The organism is Streptomyces sp. TG1A-60, from assembly GCF_037201975.1.
Lineage (GTDB): Bacteria > Actinomycetota > Actinomycetes > Streptomycetales > Streptomycetaceae > Streptomyces.
The window spans coordinates 7,779,166-7,795,338 of sequence record NZ_CP147520.1; the positions used below are offsets into that span (position 1 = coordinate 7,779,166).

Below are 16,173 nucleotides of genomic sequence, written 5' to 3' on the forward strand. Positions count from 1 at the left end.
TGTGCCGAGCGACCGGTACCGGGTTCGGAAGGCTGCTGGGCACAAGCTCCACAGGCCGTCAGGTACGCGCGACGGGGAAGGGGCGGACGGTGTCCCGCTGTCACCGCGTGGCGGCGGTACCGCCTCCCGCGTAGGTGATGTTCGGCCGGGGTGGGTGCGCCATGCCGGATCCGAGGAAGTAGTCGACGTGGTGGGACTGCATGTACCCCTTGAACGTCATGGCGTTCCGGTAGGCGGGGTTGTGGGCGAGTGTGTACAGGCGGGTGCTCGTCGGCTGGTTCGTGGTGAAGATGATCAACTCGCTGTAGGAGGCGTTGGTGTAGACGGCCTCCTCGCGCCAGTCGCCGAGGATGTCACCGACGAGGGTGGGCCCTCCCTGGGCGGCCGTGACCGCGCCGTGGTTCCAGGTGCTGACCAGCCGGGGCAGGCTGTTGGTCGGCCTCGGGTTCTGTGGGTCCCACTTCTCGATCTTGCCGTCGTTGAGCAGTTCCATGGTGAGGTCGCCGTCCCACCACAGGCCGAGTTGCGGCCACGGGCGCAGTGAGGTGTTCGGTTCGGTGAGCCTGTTGCCGGGAGCGTTGTACAGACCCGAGAAGGACCAGACCTCCATGCCGGGGAAGCGCGGGTCGACGTCGCCCGCCATGCCGCGTCCGACGTCGGCGGGGCCGCCGTTGTGCTTCCAGATGACGGAGCCGTTCGCGGCGTCGTAGTAGTACTCCAACAGCCCGCTTGAGTTGTCCTGTTGCACACCGTAGCCCTCCAGGCCCGGACGGCTGGGGTCCATGTCGGCGATGTGGAAGCGGTCGCCGTGGATGATGCCCTGGGGAGCCATCGAGTAGCGCAGGGAGCCGTTGCCGTTGAGTACGAATCCGATCTCGGCGACCTCGTCCGTTCCGTCACCGTTGACGTCGATGGCACGGGTGTTGTGTCCGTCGGGCGCGTTCTGGCTGCCGCGCAGCCACGTCCACTCATGCCTCAGCGCACTGCCGGTGAAACTCCAGGCGGCCATCATCAGGTTGAAGGCCCCGTCGGCGCGCCGGTTCTTCATGTAGGCGACCAGGCTCGGCGTGGTGCCGTTGAGGTACGCCACTCCGAGACGCGCGCCCACCGGACCGTCGCCCAGGTAAGTGGTCGGCACCGCGGACCAGTTGCGGAGCGCTCCGGTCCGGCCGTCGAGGACGGCCATGAACTGGCGTGCGTCGTCCGCGTGTGTCCAGGTCGTTCCGTCGCCGAACCTGACGCCGTCGGCGATCTTCAGGGCGACCTCCGCGCGGCCGTCGCTGTCGAAGTCGTAGACCGTGACGCCGTCCCAGTGGCCCACGTCGATCGCGGACGAACCCGGTTCGATGTTGTTCTGGTTCTGGCTGTTCGGCCCCATGTCGACCTCCCAGAGGAACCGCCCGTGGCTGCTGTACGCCTCGAGCTTCTGGGGAGAGGTCTGCCGGTCCAGTACGTAGTCGTACTCGCCGTCGCCGTCGAGGTCGCCGACCCAGACGAACTTGACCGGACCGCCGGGACGCAACGGCACGCGGACCACCGGCTCGGTGGCGTGGTTCGCCGTCAGCGTGAAGGCACCGCTGTGTGCCTGCTCCTGTCCGCCCACGACCGCGGCCACGCGATAGCTGTTGGATCGCGTCAGGTCGGCCGTGGAGTCCACGTAGGTGGTCCCGCCTGTCAGGGGGCTCGCGGTGAGCTTCACGTACGCGCCGCCGCCGGTGGAGCGGTACACGTGGAAACCGATGCCCGCCGGGTCGAGCCCCAGCAGCCGCCACGAGACCAGGACCTGGGTGGTGGTGGAACGCACTGCCACGACCCCGCGCCCGAGGTTCTCCATCACCCGCGCGGCCCGGATGCTCGCGTCGCCGCCCGCTGCTGCGCTCGCGCCGGGCGCGGTGGGGCTCGCCGGGTCGGCGGTCGCCGACACGGCGCAGAAGGCCAGGACCGCCGAGACGGTGAGGGGAACCCGACGGACAGACCAAGGCCGAACTTTCATGGGCATGACAACCTCCTGAATGCTCCCGATTGCTGTGCGGGGCGCGTGGACCGGGTGACCGCCCTCGGCTCGGGCCGGAAACCCTGGAGAGTTGAACCGCTTACACGCTTGCGATGGAAGCAGTGTGATGACTGTGCGTCAAGGTACCTGGAGCTGCAAAATCCTTGCAGTTCAACGGAGTTGACGTGTCTGATCGTATGCGCGAGCCTCGGTTGGAAGCGCTTCCATCTGGGTGCGGGAGGCGGAAGGTCCGACAGCCTGCTCGACCGCGTGCAAGGACGGCGGGCCACGCCGCGCGACGAACCATGACGAGGCGAGGTGGACCGGGCTTCGATCCATGCGTGCAGACCGCCGTCCGGAGGTGCCGTGTCAGTCCCGGCCCGTTCCCCGCAGAAGGTGTCCTCACCGCCGCGAAGCGCATCGGCCTTGGCGCCGTCGTGCTCTGGTCCCGGGCGCGTTCCACGGTGAGCATGCCGCTCGCCCGCCATGACGACGCCACCCCATGACGCCCGCCGGCCGGTACGACGGCCGAGGCCGCCGTGTGTTCGCGCGACGGCCGGGAGCCGCGGCCGAACCACGCCGAGTACCCCGCGGTCGTCCGCGCATTCCACTGGGAACGGTTCTCTTCGGGGCGACCGAGATCTCCGCACCAGGCTTTGGTTGTCGTACGACAACTGAGTTAACCTTCACCGGATTTTCTCAACCGGCCGATCCATGAACCGCGGAAATGCGGACGGTGAGCGGGCCTTTCACGGCCCGGCGCGGGTTCCGAGTCCTCGGCGTGAGGGCTCTTGGGGAGCGGAACGAGGGTGCGCATGAGCAGCAAGACGATCGAGGCCCCCGACCAGGCCCCGGGCGAGCAGGAGCTACGGCAACTCCTGGCCGGACTGACCGCCGTACGGGACGGCGACTTCGGCACCCGGCTGCCGTCCGACGGCGAGGGCCTGCTCGGCGACATCGCCACGGTCTTCAACGGCATGGTGGACCAACTGTCCGTGTTCACCTCGGAAGTGACGCGGGTGGCGCGTGAGGTGGGCACCGAGGGCACGCTCGGCGGTCAGGCCGAGGTGCCGGGGGTCTCGGGCACCTGGGCCGACCTGACCGAGTCGGTCAACGCCATGGCGGGGAATCTGACCACCCAGGTGCGCGACATCGCACAGGTCGCGACCGCCGTCGCCAAGGGGGACCTGTCGCAGAAGATCGACGTCCCGGCGCGGGGCGAGATCCTGCAGCTGAAGGAGACCGTCAACACGATGGTCGACCAGCTCTCCGCGTTCGCCGACGAGGTCACGCGTGTCGCGCGCGAAGTCGGCAGCGAGGGCCGGCTCGGTGGACAGGCCCAGGTGCCCGGCGTCGGCGGCGTGTGGCGCGACCTGACCGATTCGGTGAACTTCATGGCGGGCAACCTCACCTCCCAGGTCCGCAACGTCGCCCAGGTGACCACGGCGGTGGCTCAGGGCGATCTCTCCCAGAAGATCACCGTGGACGCCCGTGGTGAGATCCTGGAGCTGAAGAACACCATCAACACGATGGTCGACCAGCTCTCCGGCTTCGCCGACGAGGTCACCCGTGTCGCCCGCGAGGTCGGCACCGAGGGACGGCTCGGCGGACAGGCGGACGTCAAGGGAGTGAAGGGCACCTGGCACGACCTCACGGACTCCGTGAACTTCATGGCGGGCAACCTCACCTCCCAGGTCCGCAACGTCGCCCAGGTGGCCACGGCGGTGGCTCAGGGCGATCTCTCCCAGAAGATCACCGTGGACGCCCGTGGTGAGATCCTGGAGCTGAAGAACACCATCAACACGATGGTCGACCAGCTCTCCGGCTTCGCCGACGAGGTCACCCGTGTCGCCCGCGAAGTCGGCACGGAGGGCAACCTGGGCGGACAGGCCATCGTCCGGGGCGCGTCGGGGACCTGGAAGGACCTGACGGACAACGTCAACGTGATGGCGTCGAACCTGACCGGCCAGGTCCGCTCGATCGCCCAGGTCGCCACGGCCGTCGCACGCGGCGATCTGTCCCAGAAGATCATGGTCGAGGCCAAGGGCGAGGTCGCGGCCCTGGCGGACGTCATCAACACGATGGTCGACACGCTCTCCGCGTTCGCCGACGAGGTCACCCGTGTCGCCCGCGAGGTCGGCACCGAGGGACGTCTCGGGGGCCAGGCTCACGTGCCGAACGTCGCGGGCACGTGGAAGGACCTGACGGACAACGTCAACTCGATGGCCAACAACCTCACCGGCCAGGTCCGCAACATCGCCCTGGTGACGACGGCCGTGGCCAACGGCGACCTGTCGAAGAAGATCGACGTCGATGCCCGTGGTGAGATCCTGGAGCTGAAGACCACCATCAACACGATGGTCGACCAGCTGTCGTCGTTCGCCGCCGAGGTCACCCGTGTCGCCCGTGAGGTCGGCAGCGAGGGCCGGCTCGGCGGACAGGCGGAGGTGGAGGGTGTCGAGGGCACCTGGAAGCGGCTGACGGAGAACGTCAACGAACTGGCCGGCAACCTCACCCGCCAGGTCCGGGCGATCGCCGAGGTGGCGAGCGCGGTCGCCGAGGGCGACCTGACCCGCTCGATCACCGTGGAGGCGTCGGGCGAGGTCGCCGAACTGAAGGACAACATCAACTCCATGGTGGAGTCCCTGCGTGAGACCACGCGGGCCAACCAGGAGCAGGACTGGCTGAAGACCAACCTCGCCCGGATCTCCGGCCTGATGCAGGGCCACCGCGACCTGTCCGTCGTCGCCGAGCTCATCATGGACGAGCTCACGCCGCTGGTCTCGGCGCAGTACGGCGCCTTCTACCTCGCCGAGGACACCACGCGCGGTCCCGAGCTCCGGCTGGTGGGCTCCTACGGCTATCCCGACGAGACCGACCGGCCCGACCGCATCCCCGTCGGGCGCTCGCTGGTCGGGCAAGCGGCGCGCAACCGCCGGCCCATCAGCGTGGCGGAGCTGCCGCCGGGGTACGTGACCATCTCCTCCGGTCTCGGTCAGGCCGTGCCCGGCGCTCTGATGGTGCTGCCCATCGTGGTCGAGGACCAGGTCCTCGGTGTCATCGAGCTGGGCTCCGTCAGCCGCTTCACCCAGATCCACCAGGACTTCCTCGCCCAGCTGATGCCGACCATCGGCGTCAACCTCAACACCATCGTGGCCAACGCGCGTACCGAGGAACTACTGGGGGAGTCCCAGCGGCTGACCGCCGAACTCCAGGCACGGTCGGAGGAGTTGCAGGTGCAGCAGGACGAACTGCAGCGCTCCAACGCCGAACTGGAGGAGAAGGCCTCCCTGCTGGCCTCGCAGAACAGTGACATCGAGGCCAAGAACTTGGAGATCGAGCAGGCACGGCAGGAGCTGGAGACACGCGCACAACAGCTGTCCCTGGCGTCGAAGTACAAGTCGGAGTTCCTGGCGAACATGAGCCACGAACTGCGCACCCCGCTCAACAGCCTGCTGATCCTCGCCCAGTTGCTGGCGCAGAACCCCTCGCGCAACCTCACGCCCAAGCAGGTCGAGTACGCGGGCATCATCCACTCGGCGGGTTCGGACCTGTTGCAGCTGATCAACGACATCCTCGACCTGTCGAAGGTCGAGGCCGGCAAGATGGATGTCACCCCCGAGCGTGTCCCGCTGGGCAAGCTGCTGGAGTACGTCGAGGCGACGTTCCGGCCGATGACGACGCAGAAGAGTCTCGACTTCACGGTGGGTACCGCGCCGGGCACGCCCGCCGACCTGCTCACCGACGACTCCCGGCTGCGGCAGATCCTGCGCAATCTACTGTCGAACGCGGTGAAGTTCACCGAACAGGGGGGCGTCGCACTGCGCATCGAACCCGCCGCCGACCGGGAGGTGCCCACGGGCGTCCACCGCGGCGGTCCCGTCGTGGCCTTCCGGGTGAAGGACACCGGTATCGGCATCCCCCCGCAGCAACTGGATACGATCTTCGGGGCCTTCCAGCAGGCGGACGGCACCACCAGCCGCAAATACGGCGGCACCGGCCTCGGCCTGTCCATCACCCGGGAGATCGCCCATCTGCTCGGCGGCGCCGTCACGGTCGACAGCACGCCCGGTCAGGGCACCACCTTCACCCTCTACCTCCCCGTGGCACGCGCCGACTTCGAGGATCTGCTCGACGGCGGCGGCCGACCGACGGAGCACCCGCACACCACCGGCCCGGAACTCCCGCCGGCCTCCCGGCCGGACGCCGCTTCCACCCCGGTTCCCGAGCAGCGCCGACGCCGCCTGCTCGTCGTCGAAGACCGCCCGCGCGGACTGCTGACCCTCGTCGCCGAGCGTGCGGTCGCGGACATCGCGCCCGACCCCGACAACCGGCTCGGGGCGATCGACATCATCACGGCGATCGGGGCGCAGGAAGCGGCGAGCACGCTGGCCGCCGAACCCTGTCACTGCGTCGTCCTCGAACTGGGCATGCCCGACGACGAGGGTGCGCGCCTGCTGGATGCCATGGAGGGTGACTCGGCGCTGGCCAGCGTGCCCGTGCTCGTGCACACCGGTCATCGGGTGAACCCGGCGCACGAGCAGACGCTGCGCTCCCGTGCGAAGGGCCGCCCCCTGGACTTCCTGTCCAGCCTGGACGAACTGCGCGAACGGATCACCCTGCACCTGTCCGCCGAGGAACCGGGGGACGTGCTGTCACTGGTACGTGTCGAGGAGCCCCAGCGCCCGGCCGCGCAGGTCGTCGACGGCGCCTTCCTCGGCCGTACGGTGCTCGTGGTCGACGACGACGCGCGCAACCTGTTCGCGCTGAGCGGGATGCTGGAGTTGCAGGGCTTCCACGTCCTGCACGCCGACAACGGCCGCAAGGGCATCGAGATGCTGCTCGCCCATCCGGACGTCTCGCTGGTCCTGATGGACGTGATGATGCCGGAGATGGACGGTTACACCGCCACCGCGGAGATCCGCGCGATGCCCCGGTACGCCGATCTGCCCATCATCGCCGTCACCGCGAAGGCCATGCCCGGCGACCAGGAGAAGAGCCTCGCGTCGGGCGCGAACGACTACGTCACCAAGCCCGTCGACACCGACGACCTCATCGGCCGCGTCCGACGCTGGCTGTCCGTGTGACGCGGAGACACACCGTCGCGCGCACCAGCCGACCGCGTGGTGTCCCTGGACGCCCGAGCCGAGGAACAGGTCAACCGTGAGCAACTCCCACCAGTCGGCTGAGCCGCAGGACGTCGGTGCCCCGACGGACGAGCCGTCCGCCGACGATCCGACGGCGGGCATCGGTCCCCTGGCCACCGACCGACCCGCCAGGGCGCCCGTCGCCCACGGCGGCGACGGTCCCGCCGCGACCGGTACGACGGGGAAGACGAAAAAGGGCAGCCCTCCCCGGTCGGCAGACTCGCGGCGACCGTGGAGCGGTTGCGCCGCGAGGTGCAGGCGGCCCAGGCGGAAGCGGACGGGCGTGCCGTGATCGAGCTGGCCAAGGGCATTCTTGTCGAGCGGCTCGGGTGCGGTCCGTCACAGGCGGCACGGCAGCTCGCCGAGCTGGCCGAACAAGCGGGCGTGGCACCGCTCGAATTCGCCGTCGAGGTCATCAACCAGGCCGCGCGTGACCGGCTCTCCGACGTGACGACCGCCTTCCTCGCGACCACGGCGGACCACAGCGCCCCCACCGACCCGCCGGGGAGCGGCTCCTTCGCCGTACGGCTGCGGACCGCCGAGAGTGGTGCGCTTGCCGCCCACGACGCCCAGGCCGTGGCCGACTCCCTGCTGGAACACGCTCTGACACCGCTCGGCGCGGAAGCCGTGGCCATCTGGTCGCTGGGCGCCGACGGCTCCCTCACCCTGGCGGGCAGCGCGGGGTTCCCGGCCGTGGAGGCAGCACGCTGGCGGTACGTACCGCCGGGCGTGGTGACCGTGGCACGTCGCGGGCTCGGCGAACGAACGGGCCAGTGGATCGGCTGCCTGTCGGAGACCGGCCTGCCCTCCATCGGCCGGCACCACCACCCCGACGGCGGCCGGGTCGCCGTACCCGCGGGTACCGGCGGCCGGATCCACGGGGTGCTGGAAATCGTCTGGCCCGCGCCGCTGGATCCCCAGCCCCCGCAGATCGTCCGTCAGGTCGAAGCTCTGGCCGAGCTGTGCGCGCACACGCTGGAGACCTGTGCCCCGCACCACCCCGACGGCGACGCGCGGGCCGGGATTTTGTCGGACGTCACCGAACTGATGGACCTGGCCGACGGCCTCCACGACCCCGCTCTGGTGCTCGTCCCGCATCTCGACGCCACCGGGGAACTGGCTGACTTCCGTATCCAGCACGTCAACAGCCGCTTCCTCGACCCGGCCGGCCGGCCGCGAGGTGTCGTCAACGGAGCTCTGCTGCTGGAGACGTATCCGATGGCCGCCGGCGAGAGCGAGCTGTTCGAGCAGATCGAACGGGTCTACGCCACGGGCGAGCCGTTCCGTGCCCACCGCATGCGGCTCACGGCCCTGGTGGACGATGTCCCGCTGGCGGCGGTCGCCGACATCAACGTCAGCCGGCACGGCGGCAGCGTCCTGCTCATCTGGCGCATAGAGGACGAGACGGCACGGCTGGCGAGCCTGCTCCAGCACGCCCAGCGCCTCGGCCGCATCGGCGGTTTCGAGGAGAACCTCCTCACCGGCGAGATCACCTGGAACGGCCAGCTCTACAGCCTCTACGGCAAGCCCTCCGTCAGCGGCCCGGTCCCGCTGGAGGACCTGCCCGCCCACGCCCACCCCGACGACGCCGTCGCCATCGGCAGGTTTCTGCGCACCGTGCTGCACCACCGCCGTCCCGCGTCCGCGGCCTTCCGGCTCCAGCGGCCCGACGGCGTCACCCGGCACATCCGCGTGGTGGCCGAGCCGGTCCTCGACTCCGACGGCCGCCTGTCCGTCGTCCGGGGCGCCTACCAGGACATCTCCGCCCACCACTGGACGGAGGTCGCCCTCGCCGCCACCCGCGACCAGCTCGCCCACACCGAGCAGCAGGCGAGCGAACGCAACCGGCTCGCCCTCCAGCTCCAGCACGCGATCATGCCCCCGGCGCAGGCCCCGCTGGAGGCTCCCGGACTGCGTGTGGCCGTTCGCTACCGGCCCGCGGAGACCCAGCACCTGGTCGGCGGCGACTGGTACGACGCGGTCGTGCTGCCGTCTCGGCTGGTGCTGCTGTGCGTGGGAGACGTCGCCGGACACGGCATCGAGGCCGCCACCAGCATGGTCGTCCTGCGCAACGCGCTGCGCGGTCTCGCCGTGACGGGCGCCGGACCGGGCCAGTTGCTGTCCTGGCTCAACATGGTGGCCCACCACCTGACCGGAGCCGTCACCGCCACAGCCGTCTGCGGCCTGTACGACCCCGACCGCCACACCCTGCGCTGGGCCAGGGCAGGGCATCTGCCACCCGTCCTGGTACGCGGCAGCGAAGCGACGCCACTGCCCTTGCTCAAGGGACTGCTGCTCGGTGCCCTGCCCGAGGCGACGTACGAGGAACACGAGGTCCAACTCGCCGTCGACGACACCCTGCTGATGTACACGGACGGCCTGATAGAACGGCGTGACCGGTCCGTGGAAGAATCCCTGGCCCAGTTGCTGACGGCCGCCCGCACGGTCCCGCCCACGCTCGACCAGCACTTGGACCGCCTGCTCACCCACAGCAGGTCCGACACGGACGACGACACCTGCATCGTGGGCGTCCGGGTAGCCTAGTAGGTGCTGTGAAAGTCGCGCGCACCGGCACGCGGGCTCGGCCACTCGCACTGCTGTACGAACGTGGCCGCGAAGGCCATGGCCGTGCCGTCGTCGTCGCGCCAGAGCTTGGCGATGGCCAGGGTTTCGGTTGCTCCGGTTGCGGCCGTCGAAGCCGGACACGTCGAGGTCGGCCGGCCCAGGACCGCTGCCGCGTTCGGCCTGGCAGGTGCGCCCGGCCTCGAACCGTGTGGTCAGCCGCGTGGTCGCGACGATTCCGATCCGTTGCGGAAGCTCCCGGCCGCAACCCTTGCCTGGTGGTCCGGTGGGCGGCCGTCACCGACCTCACCGGGAACGTCGCCGCCGTCGGATACGACCTCCGGTCCGGTCAGCCCCACTTTGTGCGCGCAGTTGGCGGCCCTGGCGCCGAAGGTCCGCCTGGGGCCTGTCAGCGCCACCGAGGCCGCCGACCGGACGGCGGGCCGTACGGTCGCCCGTCCTGCGGATCCTCGCGCCGGGATCCGTGCCCGCCTCTGGCGACGTCACCCCTCGGACGGAGGCCCGCCCGAGGCCGAGCTCACCGTTTGCCGGTGACCTCGGCGACGTTGTCGGCGCCGGCCGCTTCGTCCTGGGCCATGCGTAGGCAGCGCCGGATCGCTTCGACCGACATGTCGAGTGCCTCGGACGCTGACTGCTCATTGCCGAACACCCGTACTGCCTCTGCGACAGCCACGGCCAGTTCGGCTTCGGCCTTGCGGACCTTGATCTCGGCCTTGTCCACGGTGTCGACAACCGACAACTGGCGGCGTTGCTTCTCCTGAAGCCGCTGTTTACGGGAAAGCGTCTTGTCAGCGTTCTGCGCAGTCATGACCAAGATCATAAACGGCTGGGCATCCCATGTGAAACCGTCAACTTCCCTGCCGTGCTCTGGGGTTCATGGCCACAAGCTCAGCGGACTGTAGCTGTTCTGCCGCCTCCGGGTCCCAGTCGGCCGCCGGAACCGTCGGACGGCTCACGGCGCCCCTTGGGGGTCTCGGAAGCTAAGAGGGGCGGTGCGGTCCGTCGTTCCGTAGCCCGCCAACGAGACGGTCGCTAGTCGGGGCACCCCACCCCACCGCACGTCTCACGACTCGGCGCCTGCATTTCCACCCCCAGCTGCCCAGCCACTCCGGACGGCCTCCCAGGGCCGGGGGCCGGTGCCGTCCGTCCATGCCTGGAGAATCTCCCCGTCCACGCACACGATCCCGCACCGGTCGGCGTACTCCGCCGCCGGGGTGGTGAAGTCGCTTGTGGTGACCAGTACGGCGATGTCGGCATCGTGGACGGTGAAGCACGTGCCGCCGAAGCGCTGAAGATCCTGGGAGCCGACCCGATGGGAGTCGTCGTAGTACTTGCACTGGATGACGACCCGGCACCCGTCAGGGGTCACGGCCACGACATCGGCGCCCAGGTCCCCGGCCCCTCCCACGACGTCGACGGCAGAGCAACCGTCGCGTTCGCAGAGGGCGGCGATCGCCTCCTCGAACTCCTCGGGCGTCAGGGCGTCGTAGCCGGTGGTGACCTCGGCGGCCGGGCGCTGACGGGGAACCGCGGGAGCCTCCAGCTCGTCGGCTGCCTCCCTCGCCGCCTCGTCGAGCGCCGCTGCAGCCCGGCGGGCCGCTCGCGCCACGTGCAACCGGCGCCCCAGGCCGACGAAGCCCGCGACACCTACCACGACCAGGACGAACACCCAGGCGGGACGCCGCTCGACAGCACCGGCCACCATGCGAGCCGCGAAGCCCAGGAGGCTGACGACCACAGCGAGAAGGACGAAGAACAAGGCGGTTGAACGAAGGTCGAATCCGTGCCGGCGCTTCGCAGGCGGCGTACGACGCGTAGGTGCGGTCACGACATGCCTCCTCATAGGACCGATAGGAAGATCACTGCCATCGTCTGCCCGAGATCAGGACCTTCATCGCTCCCGTCGCCGCGCCGGACGCCTCACTCGGCGGTGCCGTCCTGACGATCCGAAGGCGGCCCGCGCGGCGGCCGTAGCGGACGAACCTGACTGGCCGGCGTGGGCGTCGACGCTGAACTTCCGACCGAAGAACGAGGCGGGCAAGAGCGCTTGTGCTCATCCCTCGCGCCATGTCGGCTTTGCCAACCGTCAGCCCGACCTCGCGCGGTGCGTACCTGGAGGGACATGGGTTCCTGGTCGGCGGGGTCGATTTGGACGGCTACCACGGCACTTGAAGCGATGGACGGCGTTGAACTGGAACGGTGGATCACTCCGCACGTCGCGAGGACATCGACCAGGAAATCCCGCCGCTCCCTCGCGGCGAACAGGACCAGGCCGACGACAAGGACACCATGTGAGGGGCCTCGGTCGAACGGACCCGTGCCCGGGGCGCGGACATCGACTTGTCAAGCCTCGGGTTTCGTGGAGACTGAGTTAGCTGGTTGTCTGGAGTGACGCAGGAGGTTCGGTCGCGAGGTAGTGGGTGGCCTCGTGCTCGGCAGGGGTGACGTGGCCGAGTTCGCCGTGGAGACGGCGCTGGTTGAACCAGTCGACGTACTCGGCGACGGCGACCTCGACGTCGTTGATGCCGGTCCACGGTCCCTTGTTGCGGATCAGCTCGGCCTTGAACAGGCTGTTGAACGCCTCGGCCAGGGCGTTGTCGTACGAGTCGCCCCTGGAACCGACCGAGGCCACGGCGTCCTGTTGTTCCAGGCGTTCGGTGTAGCGAATGGCACGGTATTGAACGCCGCGGTCGGAGTGGTGTATCAGCCCGGTCAGGTCGCCGTCGGCGTGCCGGCGCCGCCAGATGGCCATCTCCAGGGCGTCCAGGGCGAGGTCGGTGTAGAGGGAGGTGGCGACCTGCCAGCCGACGACCATGCGGGAGAAGACGTCGATGACGAAGGCGGCGTAGACCCAGCCGGAGAAGGTTCTGATGTAGGTGATGTCGGCCACCCACAGCTGGTTCGGCGCACTCGCGGTGAACGCCCGCTCGACCAGATCAGCCGGCCGTGCCGTCTCGGGCGCGGGGCGGGTGGTGCGCGGGCTCTTGGCCCGGATCACGCCACGCAGTCCGGCCCGGCGCATCAGGCGTTCGACCGTGCAGCGGGCCACCTTGTGCCCCTCGCGCAGGAGGGCGGCGTGGACCTTGCGGGCCCCGTAGACGCTGTAGTTGGCCTCGTGGATCCGGCGTATCTCCTCGGTGAGGTGCTCGTCTCGCAGGCTGCGGGCCGAGGACGGGCGGGTGCGGGCGGCGTAGTAGGTGCTCGGCGCGATCGGCGCGTCCGTCTCGGAGAGGACGTCGCAGATCGGCTGGACGCCGAACGTCTCCTTGTACTGGTCGATGTAGGCGACCTTCATCGCAGTGGACGGTCCAGCTCCGCGGCGAAGAAAGCCGAGGCGGACTTCAATATCGCGTTCGCCCTCCGCAGTTCCTTCACCTCCCGCTCGAGCTCAGCGATCCGTGCAGCGTCGGTGCTGGTAGTGCCGGGAACGATGCCTTCGTCGGTCTCGGCCCGCTTGACCCAGCCGCGCAGGGCTTCGGGATGCACGTCGAGCTGGTCGGCGATGCGCTTGATCGCACCGGCCCGGCCAACCGCGTCCTTACGGGCTTCCATCGCCAACCGCGTCGCACGCTCACGCAGTTCGTCGGGGTACTTACGGGGAGCAGCCATGATCGGCATCCTTCCGGGTCTTCGATGCCTCCATCAAACCCGGGGCGGTTCACTCCCTCGCGGCGAACAGGACCAGGCCGACGACAAGGACACCATGTGAGGGGCCTCGGTCGAACGGACCCGTGCCCGGGGCGCGGACATCGACTGTCTGGGCAGCGCCTCCTGCACGGGCCCCGGGGGAGCTTCATACCGTCGCTTCCCGTACAGCGGGGTGCGATGAGCCCCGCGGTGACCCGAGGGCTGGGGGCTGCTGGAGGTGCGGGGTCCTGTTCCTGGCACAGGCATGGCCCCGAGCCTGACGGCCGTGTACCCGCGGGTAGACCGGTGACAACCAGTGTGTGCGGGACGTGAGAGGCCAACGGAAATGAGTGGGGGCGCACCGGCGTTCGGTGCGCCCCCACGCCGCGTCCGGCATCTAGGAATGCGCTTTACCAGCGATACCAGCGGCCTCGCTTCCCGCCGGGCCCGGTGGAGCGGGCGAAAAAGCCGACCAGCCAGATGACCAGGACGATCACGGCGATCCACCACAGGGCCTCCAGGGCGAACCCGGCGCCGAAGAGGATCAGGGCGAGCAGCAGAACGAGTAGCAGGGGAACCATGGTTATCAACCTCCGTCCCGCCGTGTGCCCCGCCGCGATCTCCGCACACACCGGAAACTTATTTGTTTCTTATCCGCCGCGCGGGGCATCTGGGGGCTGTGCGCAGCCCACCTTTACTTCTATCGAACTGGCCGAAGCGCCAGGCATGGGCGCTTCGGCCAGGCAGAGGCCACACGCTGCCCGGCATCCGGGGCTCGTCTGATCCCTGATCGGCGGGGTCGGCGGGACGAGCCGAGCTCGGCGAAGACCAACTGCTCGTCGCGGTCGACGTTGCAGCTGTTGTTGGTCTCGCCGGGGACGGAGCAGTGCGACTGCACCCTGTCGGCAGGGAACTGGTCGACGGGACGTCTGCGAACGCGGGTGGCGGGAACACGGTAGGTACGAGTCGGTTCGGACGGCAGGAGGCGGGGAAGCCGGTGGCGATCAAGGCGATGGGCTGGGCGCATTCGTTTCCCGTGTCCGGAGGCGTGCACGCCGGTCGGCGGTGGACCCGAAGGCAGTTGGAGTCCCTTCCGTGGACCGCTGCTGAGCCCGAAACGGTGGATGCTGTCGTCCTGACAGTGTCCGAACTGCTCACCAACGCCCATATTCACGCGCACAGTGACGCGCATCTGATTCTCACCTGGGACGGTGAATGCCTTCATGTGAGCGTCCATGACGAGGACCCGACACTGCCACGCCAGCGCACCCCTCAGGCGGGTGAGGCTTCCGGTCGCGGAGTGGGGATCGTGCGGATGCTCGCCGATGAGATGGAGATGAGGTGTCAGCGGCACGGCAAGACAGTGTCGGCGTGCTTCCGTCCGGCTGGCGCCGACCGTCCAGGCGGTAGCTGAGCGCTGCTTCACCGGTGGCCTGCGTCTGGGAGAGGAGGGCTGAGCGGTGACCAAGTGCGTGAGGTTCTTCGAGCGCCGGGTGAGGGAGACCGATAGCACGGAGACGGTGATGTAGCGCGGGCCGAAGTCGGCCCGCCGACTGCGGGGCGAGCAGCTCATGCCGCTGATCGAACAGGTACATGCCGAGTCGGGCTGAATCCTGGGCCCGGCGGATCCCCGCGCGCTTCGGCGCAAGGGTGTGGTGGTGGCCTCCTGCACGGTGGAGCGGGGTCTGGAGGACGTCATCCGCGGACAGCGGCGGCGGACGACCGTGCCCGAGCCATCGGTGCCCCGCCCGCCGGACCTGGTCGACCGGGACTTCACCGCCAGGCGCCCCGACCATCTGTGGGCGGCGGACATGACCTATGTGCGTACCTGGTCGGGATGGGTGTGTGCGGCGTTCGTCCTGGACGTCTTCTGGCGGACGATCGTCGGCTGGCAGGTCGCGAATCACATGCGGACCGGACTCTCGCCGGACGCCCTGGAGATGGCGCTGTGGAGACGGAAGATCAAGAAGGGCTCCGGCCTGATCCACCACGACGACCGGTTGAGTCTGGGCGATACGTCTCATTCCGCACACCCACCGGCTCGCCGACGTCGGTGCCGTCGCCTTGTTCGGCTCCGGCGCGGACAGCTACGACAAGCGATGGTCAAGGCGCTGAACGGGACCCTTCAAAGCGGAGCTGATCGAGATGCAGGGCGGCCTCTGGAAGGACTTCGACCAGGGCGAGCGGGCATCCTCCGGTGGGCCACGTGGTACAACGACGAGCGGCTGCACCTCCGCCCTCGATCACGTACCAACCGCGGAGTACGAACGCGACAGGTGGCGGCAACAGGAAGCCCCCGCAGTCCGCCTGAAACAAGATCACCGGACTCTACGAAACTCGGGGCAGCTCACTGCCACACACGGGCGTGAAATGGGATGGGCGGTCAGGGCCTGCTCGATGGTGGGATGGCAGGGAATGACCTGGTACAGGCCGACGGCCGGAAGGAACCGCAGCACCGGATCTCGGCCGTCGACGCTATGCAGCCACCCCTGAGCGTCACTCACCTTCTGGTGGGCGGAAACGAGGACGGTGACATCGCTGGACTCCTTGAAGGGGCAGGTCGCTGGGATCGCCCACGGTCGCGCGGCCGTATCTCTGTCGGGGAGCGGACCCTCGCTGAGTTCGCTCTTGACGGTGCGGTCGATCTCGCCACGCAGGGTGACCCCCCGGATGTCGTCGATGGTGGTGTGGTCGATCGGCAGTTGCCCCGATGCTGCGAGGAACAACCGTTCGGTCCTTCAGTCGGAGTTCAAGTGGCATGTGAGGCATGGTGTGGGGTACGCGCAGGCAGGTGAACGGGGGAATCGAGGGTGGATCCGGCGG

9 protein-coding genes and 1 other annotated feature are annotated in these 16,173 nt (G+C 69.0%); of the genes, 3 read left to right on the plus strand and 6 right to left on the minus strand.

Going from position 1 to position 16,173, the window contains the following annotated elements:
- Window positions 1–100: 100 nt before the first annotated feature.
- Window positions 101–1,999, minus strand: coding sequence for a hypothetical protein (locus WBG99_RS34285; protein WP_338900103.1), 1,899 nt, complete (start codon window positions 1,997–1,999; stop codon window positions 101–103).
- A gap of 809 nt (window positions 2,000–2,808) precedes the next feature.
- On the opposite strand from WBG99_RS34285, the gene WBG99_RS34290 reads away from it, so the two are divergent.
- Both WBG99_RS34290 and WBG99_RS34295 read left to right on the plus strand, forming a co-directional pair.
- A complete protein-coding gene (locus WBG99_RS34290) occupies window positions 2,809–7,080 on the plus strand; it encodes a HAMP domain-containing protein (protein ID WP_338900105.1) in 4,272 nt (1,423 codons plus the stop codon).
- A gap of 291 nt (window positions 7,081–7,371) precedes the next feature.
- On the plus strand, window positions 7,372–9,684 hold the full coding sequence (locus WBG99_RS34295) for a SpoIIE family protein phosphatase (RefSeq protein WP_338900106.1): 2,313 nt from the start codon (window positions 7,372–7,374) through the stop codon (window positions 9,682–9,684).
- 556 nt (window positions 9,685–10,240) lie between these two features.
- Here the strand turns inward: WBG99_RS34295 and WBG99_RS34300 are convergent.
- From WBG99_RS34300 to WBG99_RS34315, 4 genes are all read right to left on the minus strand, one after another.
- Window positions 10,241–10,531: a hypothetical protein gene (locus WBG99_RS34300; RefSeq protein WP_338900107.1), complete on the minus strand. Its 291-nt coding sequence runs from the start codon at window positions 10,529–10,531 to the stop codon at window positions 10,241–10,243.
- Between the two features lie 255 nt (window positions 10,532–10,786).
- Window positions 10,787–11,551: a restriction endonuclease gene (locus WBG99_RS34305; protein WP_338900108.1), complete on the minus strand. Its 765-nt coding sequence runs from the start codon at window positions 11,549–11,551 to the stop codon at window positions 10,787–10,789.
- Between the two features lie 543 nt (window positions 11,552–12,094).
- A protein-coding gene (locus tag WBG99_RS34310) for an IS3 family transposase (protein WP_338895656.1) occupies window positions 12,095–13,332 on the minus strand; the annotation gives its coding sequence in 2 pieces (ribosomal slippage) (window positions 12,095–13,053 and window positions 13,053–13,332; 1,239 coding nt in all).
- Window positions 12,926–13,054 (minus strand) — a sequence feature (AL1L pseudoknot). It overlaps the preceding gene by 129 nt.
- A gap of 428 nt (window positions 13,333–13,760) precedes the next feature.
- A complete protein-coding gene (locus WBG99_RS34315) occupies window positions 13,761–13,931 on the minus strand; it encodes a DUF5670 family protein (RefSeq protein WP_338900109.1) in 171 nt (56 codons plus the stop codon).
- A gap of 416 nt (window positions 13,932–14,347) precedes the next feature.
- On the opposite strand from WBG99_RS34315, the gene WBG99_RS34320 reads away from it, so the two are divergent.
- Window positions 14,348–14,764, plus strand: coding sequence for an ATP-binding protein (locus tag WBG99_RS34320; protein ID WP_338900111.1), 417 nt, complete (start codon window positions 14,348–14,350; stop codon window positions 14,762–14,764).
- 904 nt (window positions 14,765–15,668) lie between these two features.
- Here the strand turns inward: WBG99_RS34320 and WBG99_RS34325 are convergent.
- Window positions 15,669–16,076: an anti-sigma factor antagonist gene (locus tag WBG99_RS34325; RefSeq protein WP_338900112.1), complete on the minus strand. Its 408-nt coding sequence runs from the start codon at window positions 16,074–16,076 to the stop codon at window positions 15,669–15,671.
- Window positions 16,077–16,173 lie beyond the last annotated feature (97 nt).

Excerpts from the sequence above, each read along its gene's own strand:
- WBG99_RS34315 (WP_338900109.1), bottom strand. The coding sequence starts at position 13,931 with ATGGTTCCCCTGCTACTCGTTCTGCTGCTCGCCCTGATCCTCTTCGGC.
- WBG99_RS34285 (WP_338900103.1), bottom strand. The coding sequence starts at position 1,999 with ATGCCCATGAAAGTTCGGCCTTGGTCTGTCCGTCGGGTTCCCCTCACC.
- WBG99_RS34290 (WP_338900105.1), top strand. The coding sequence starts at position 2,809 with ATGAGCAGCAAGACGATCGAGGCCCCCGACCAGGCCCCGGGCGAGCAG.
- WBG99_RS34300 (WP_338900107.1), bottom strand. The coding sequence starts at position 10,531 with ATGACTGCGCAGAACGCTGACAAGACGCTTTCCCGTAAACAGCGGCTT.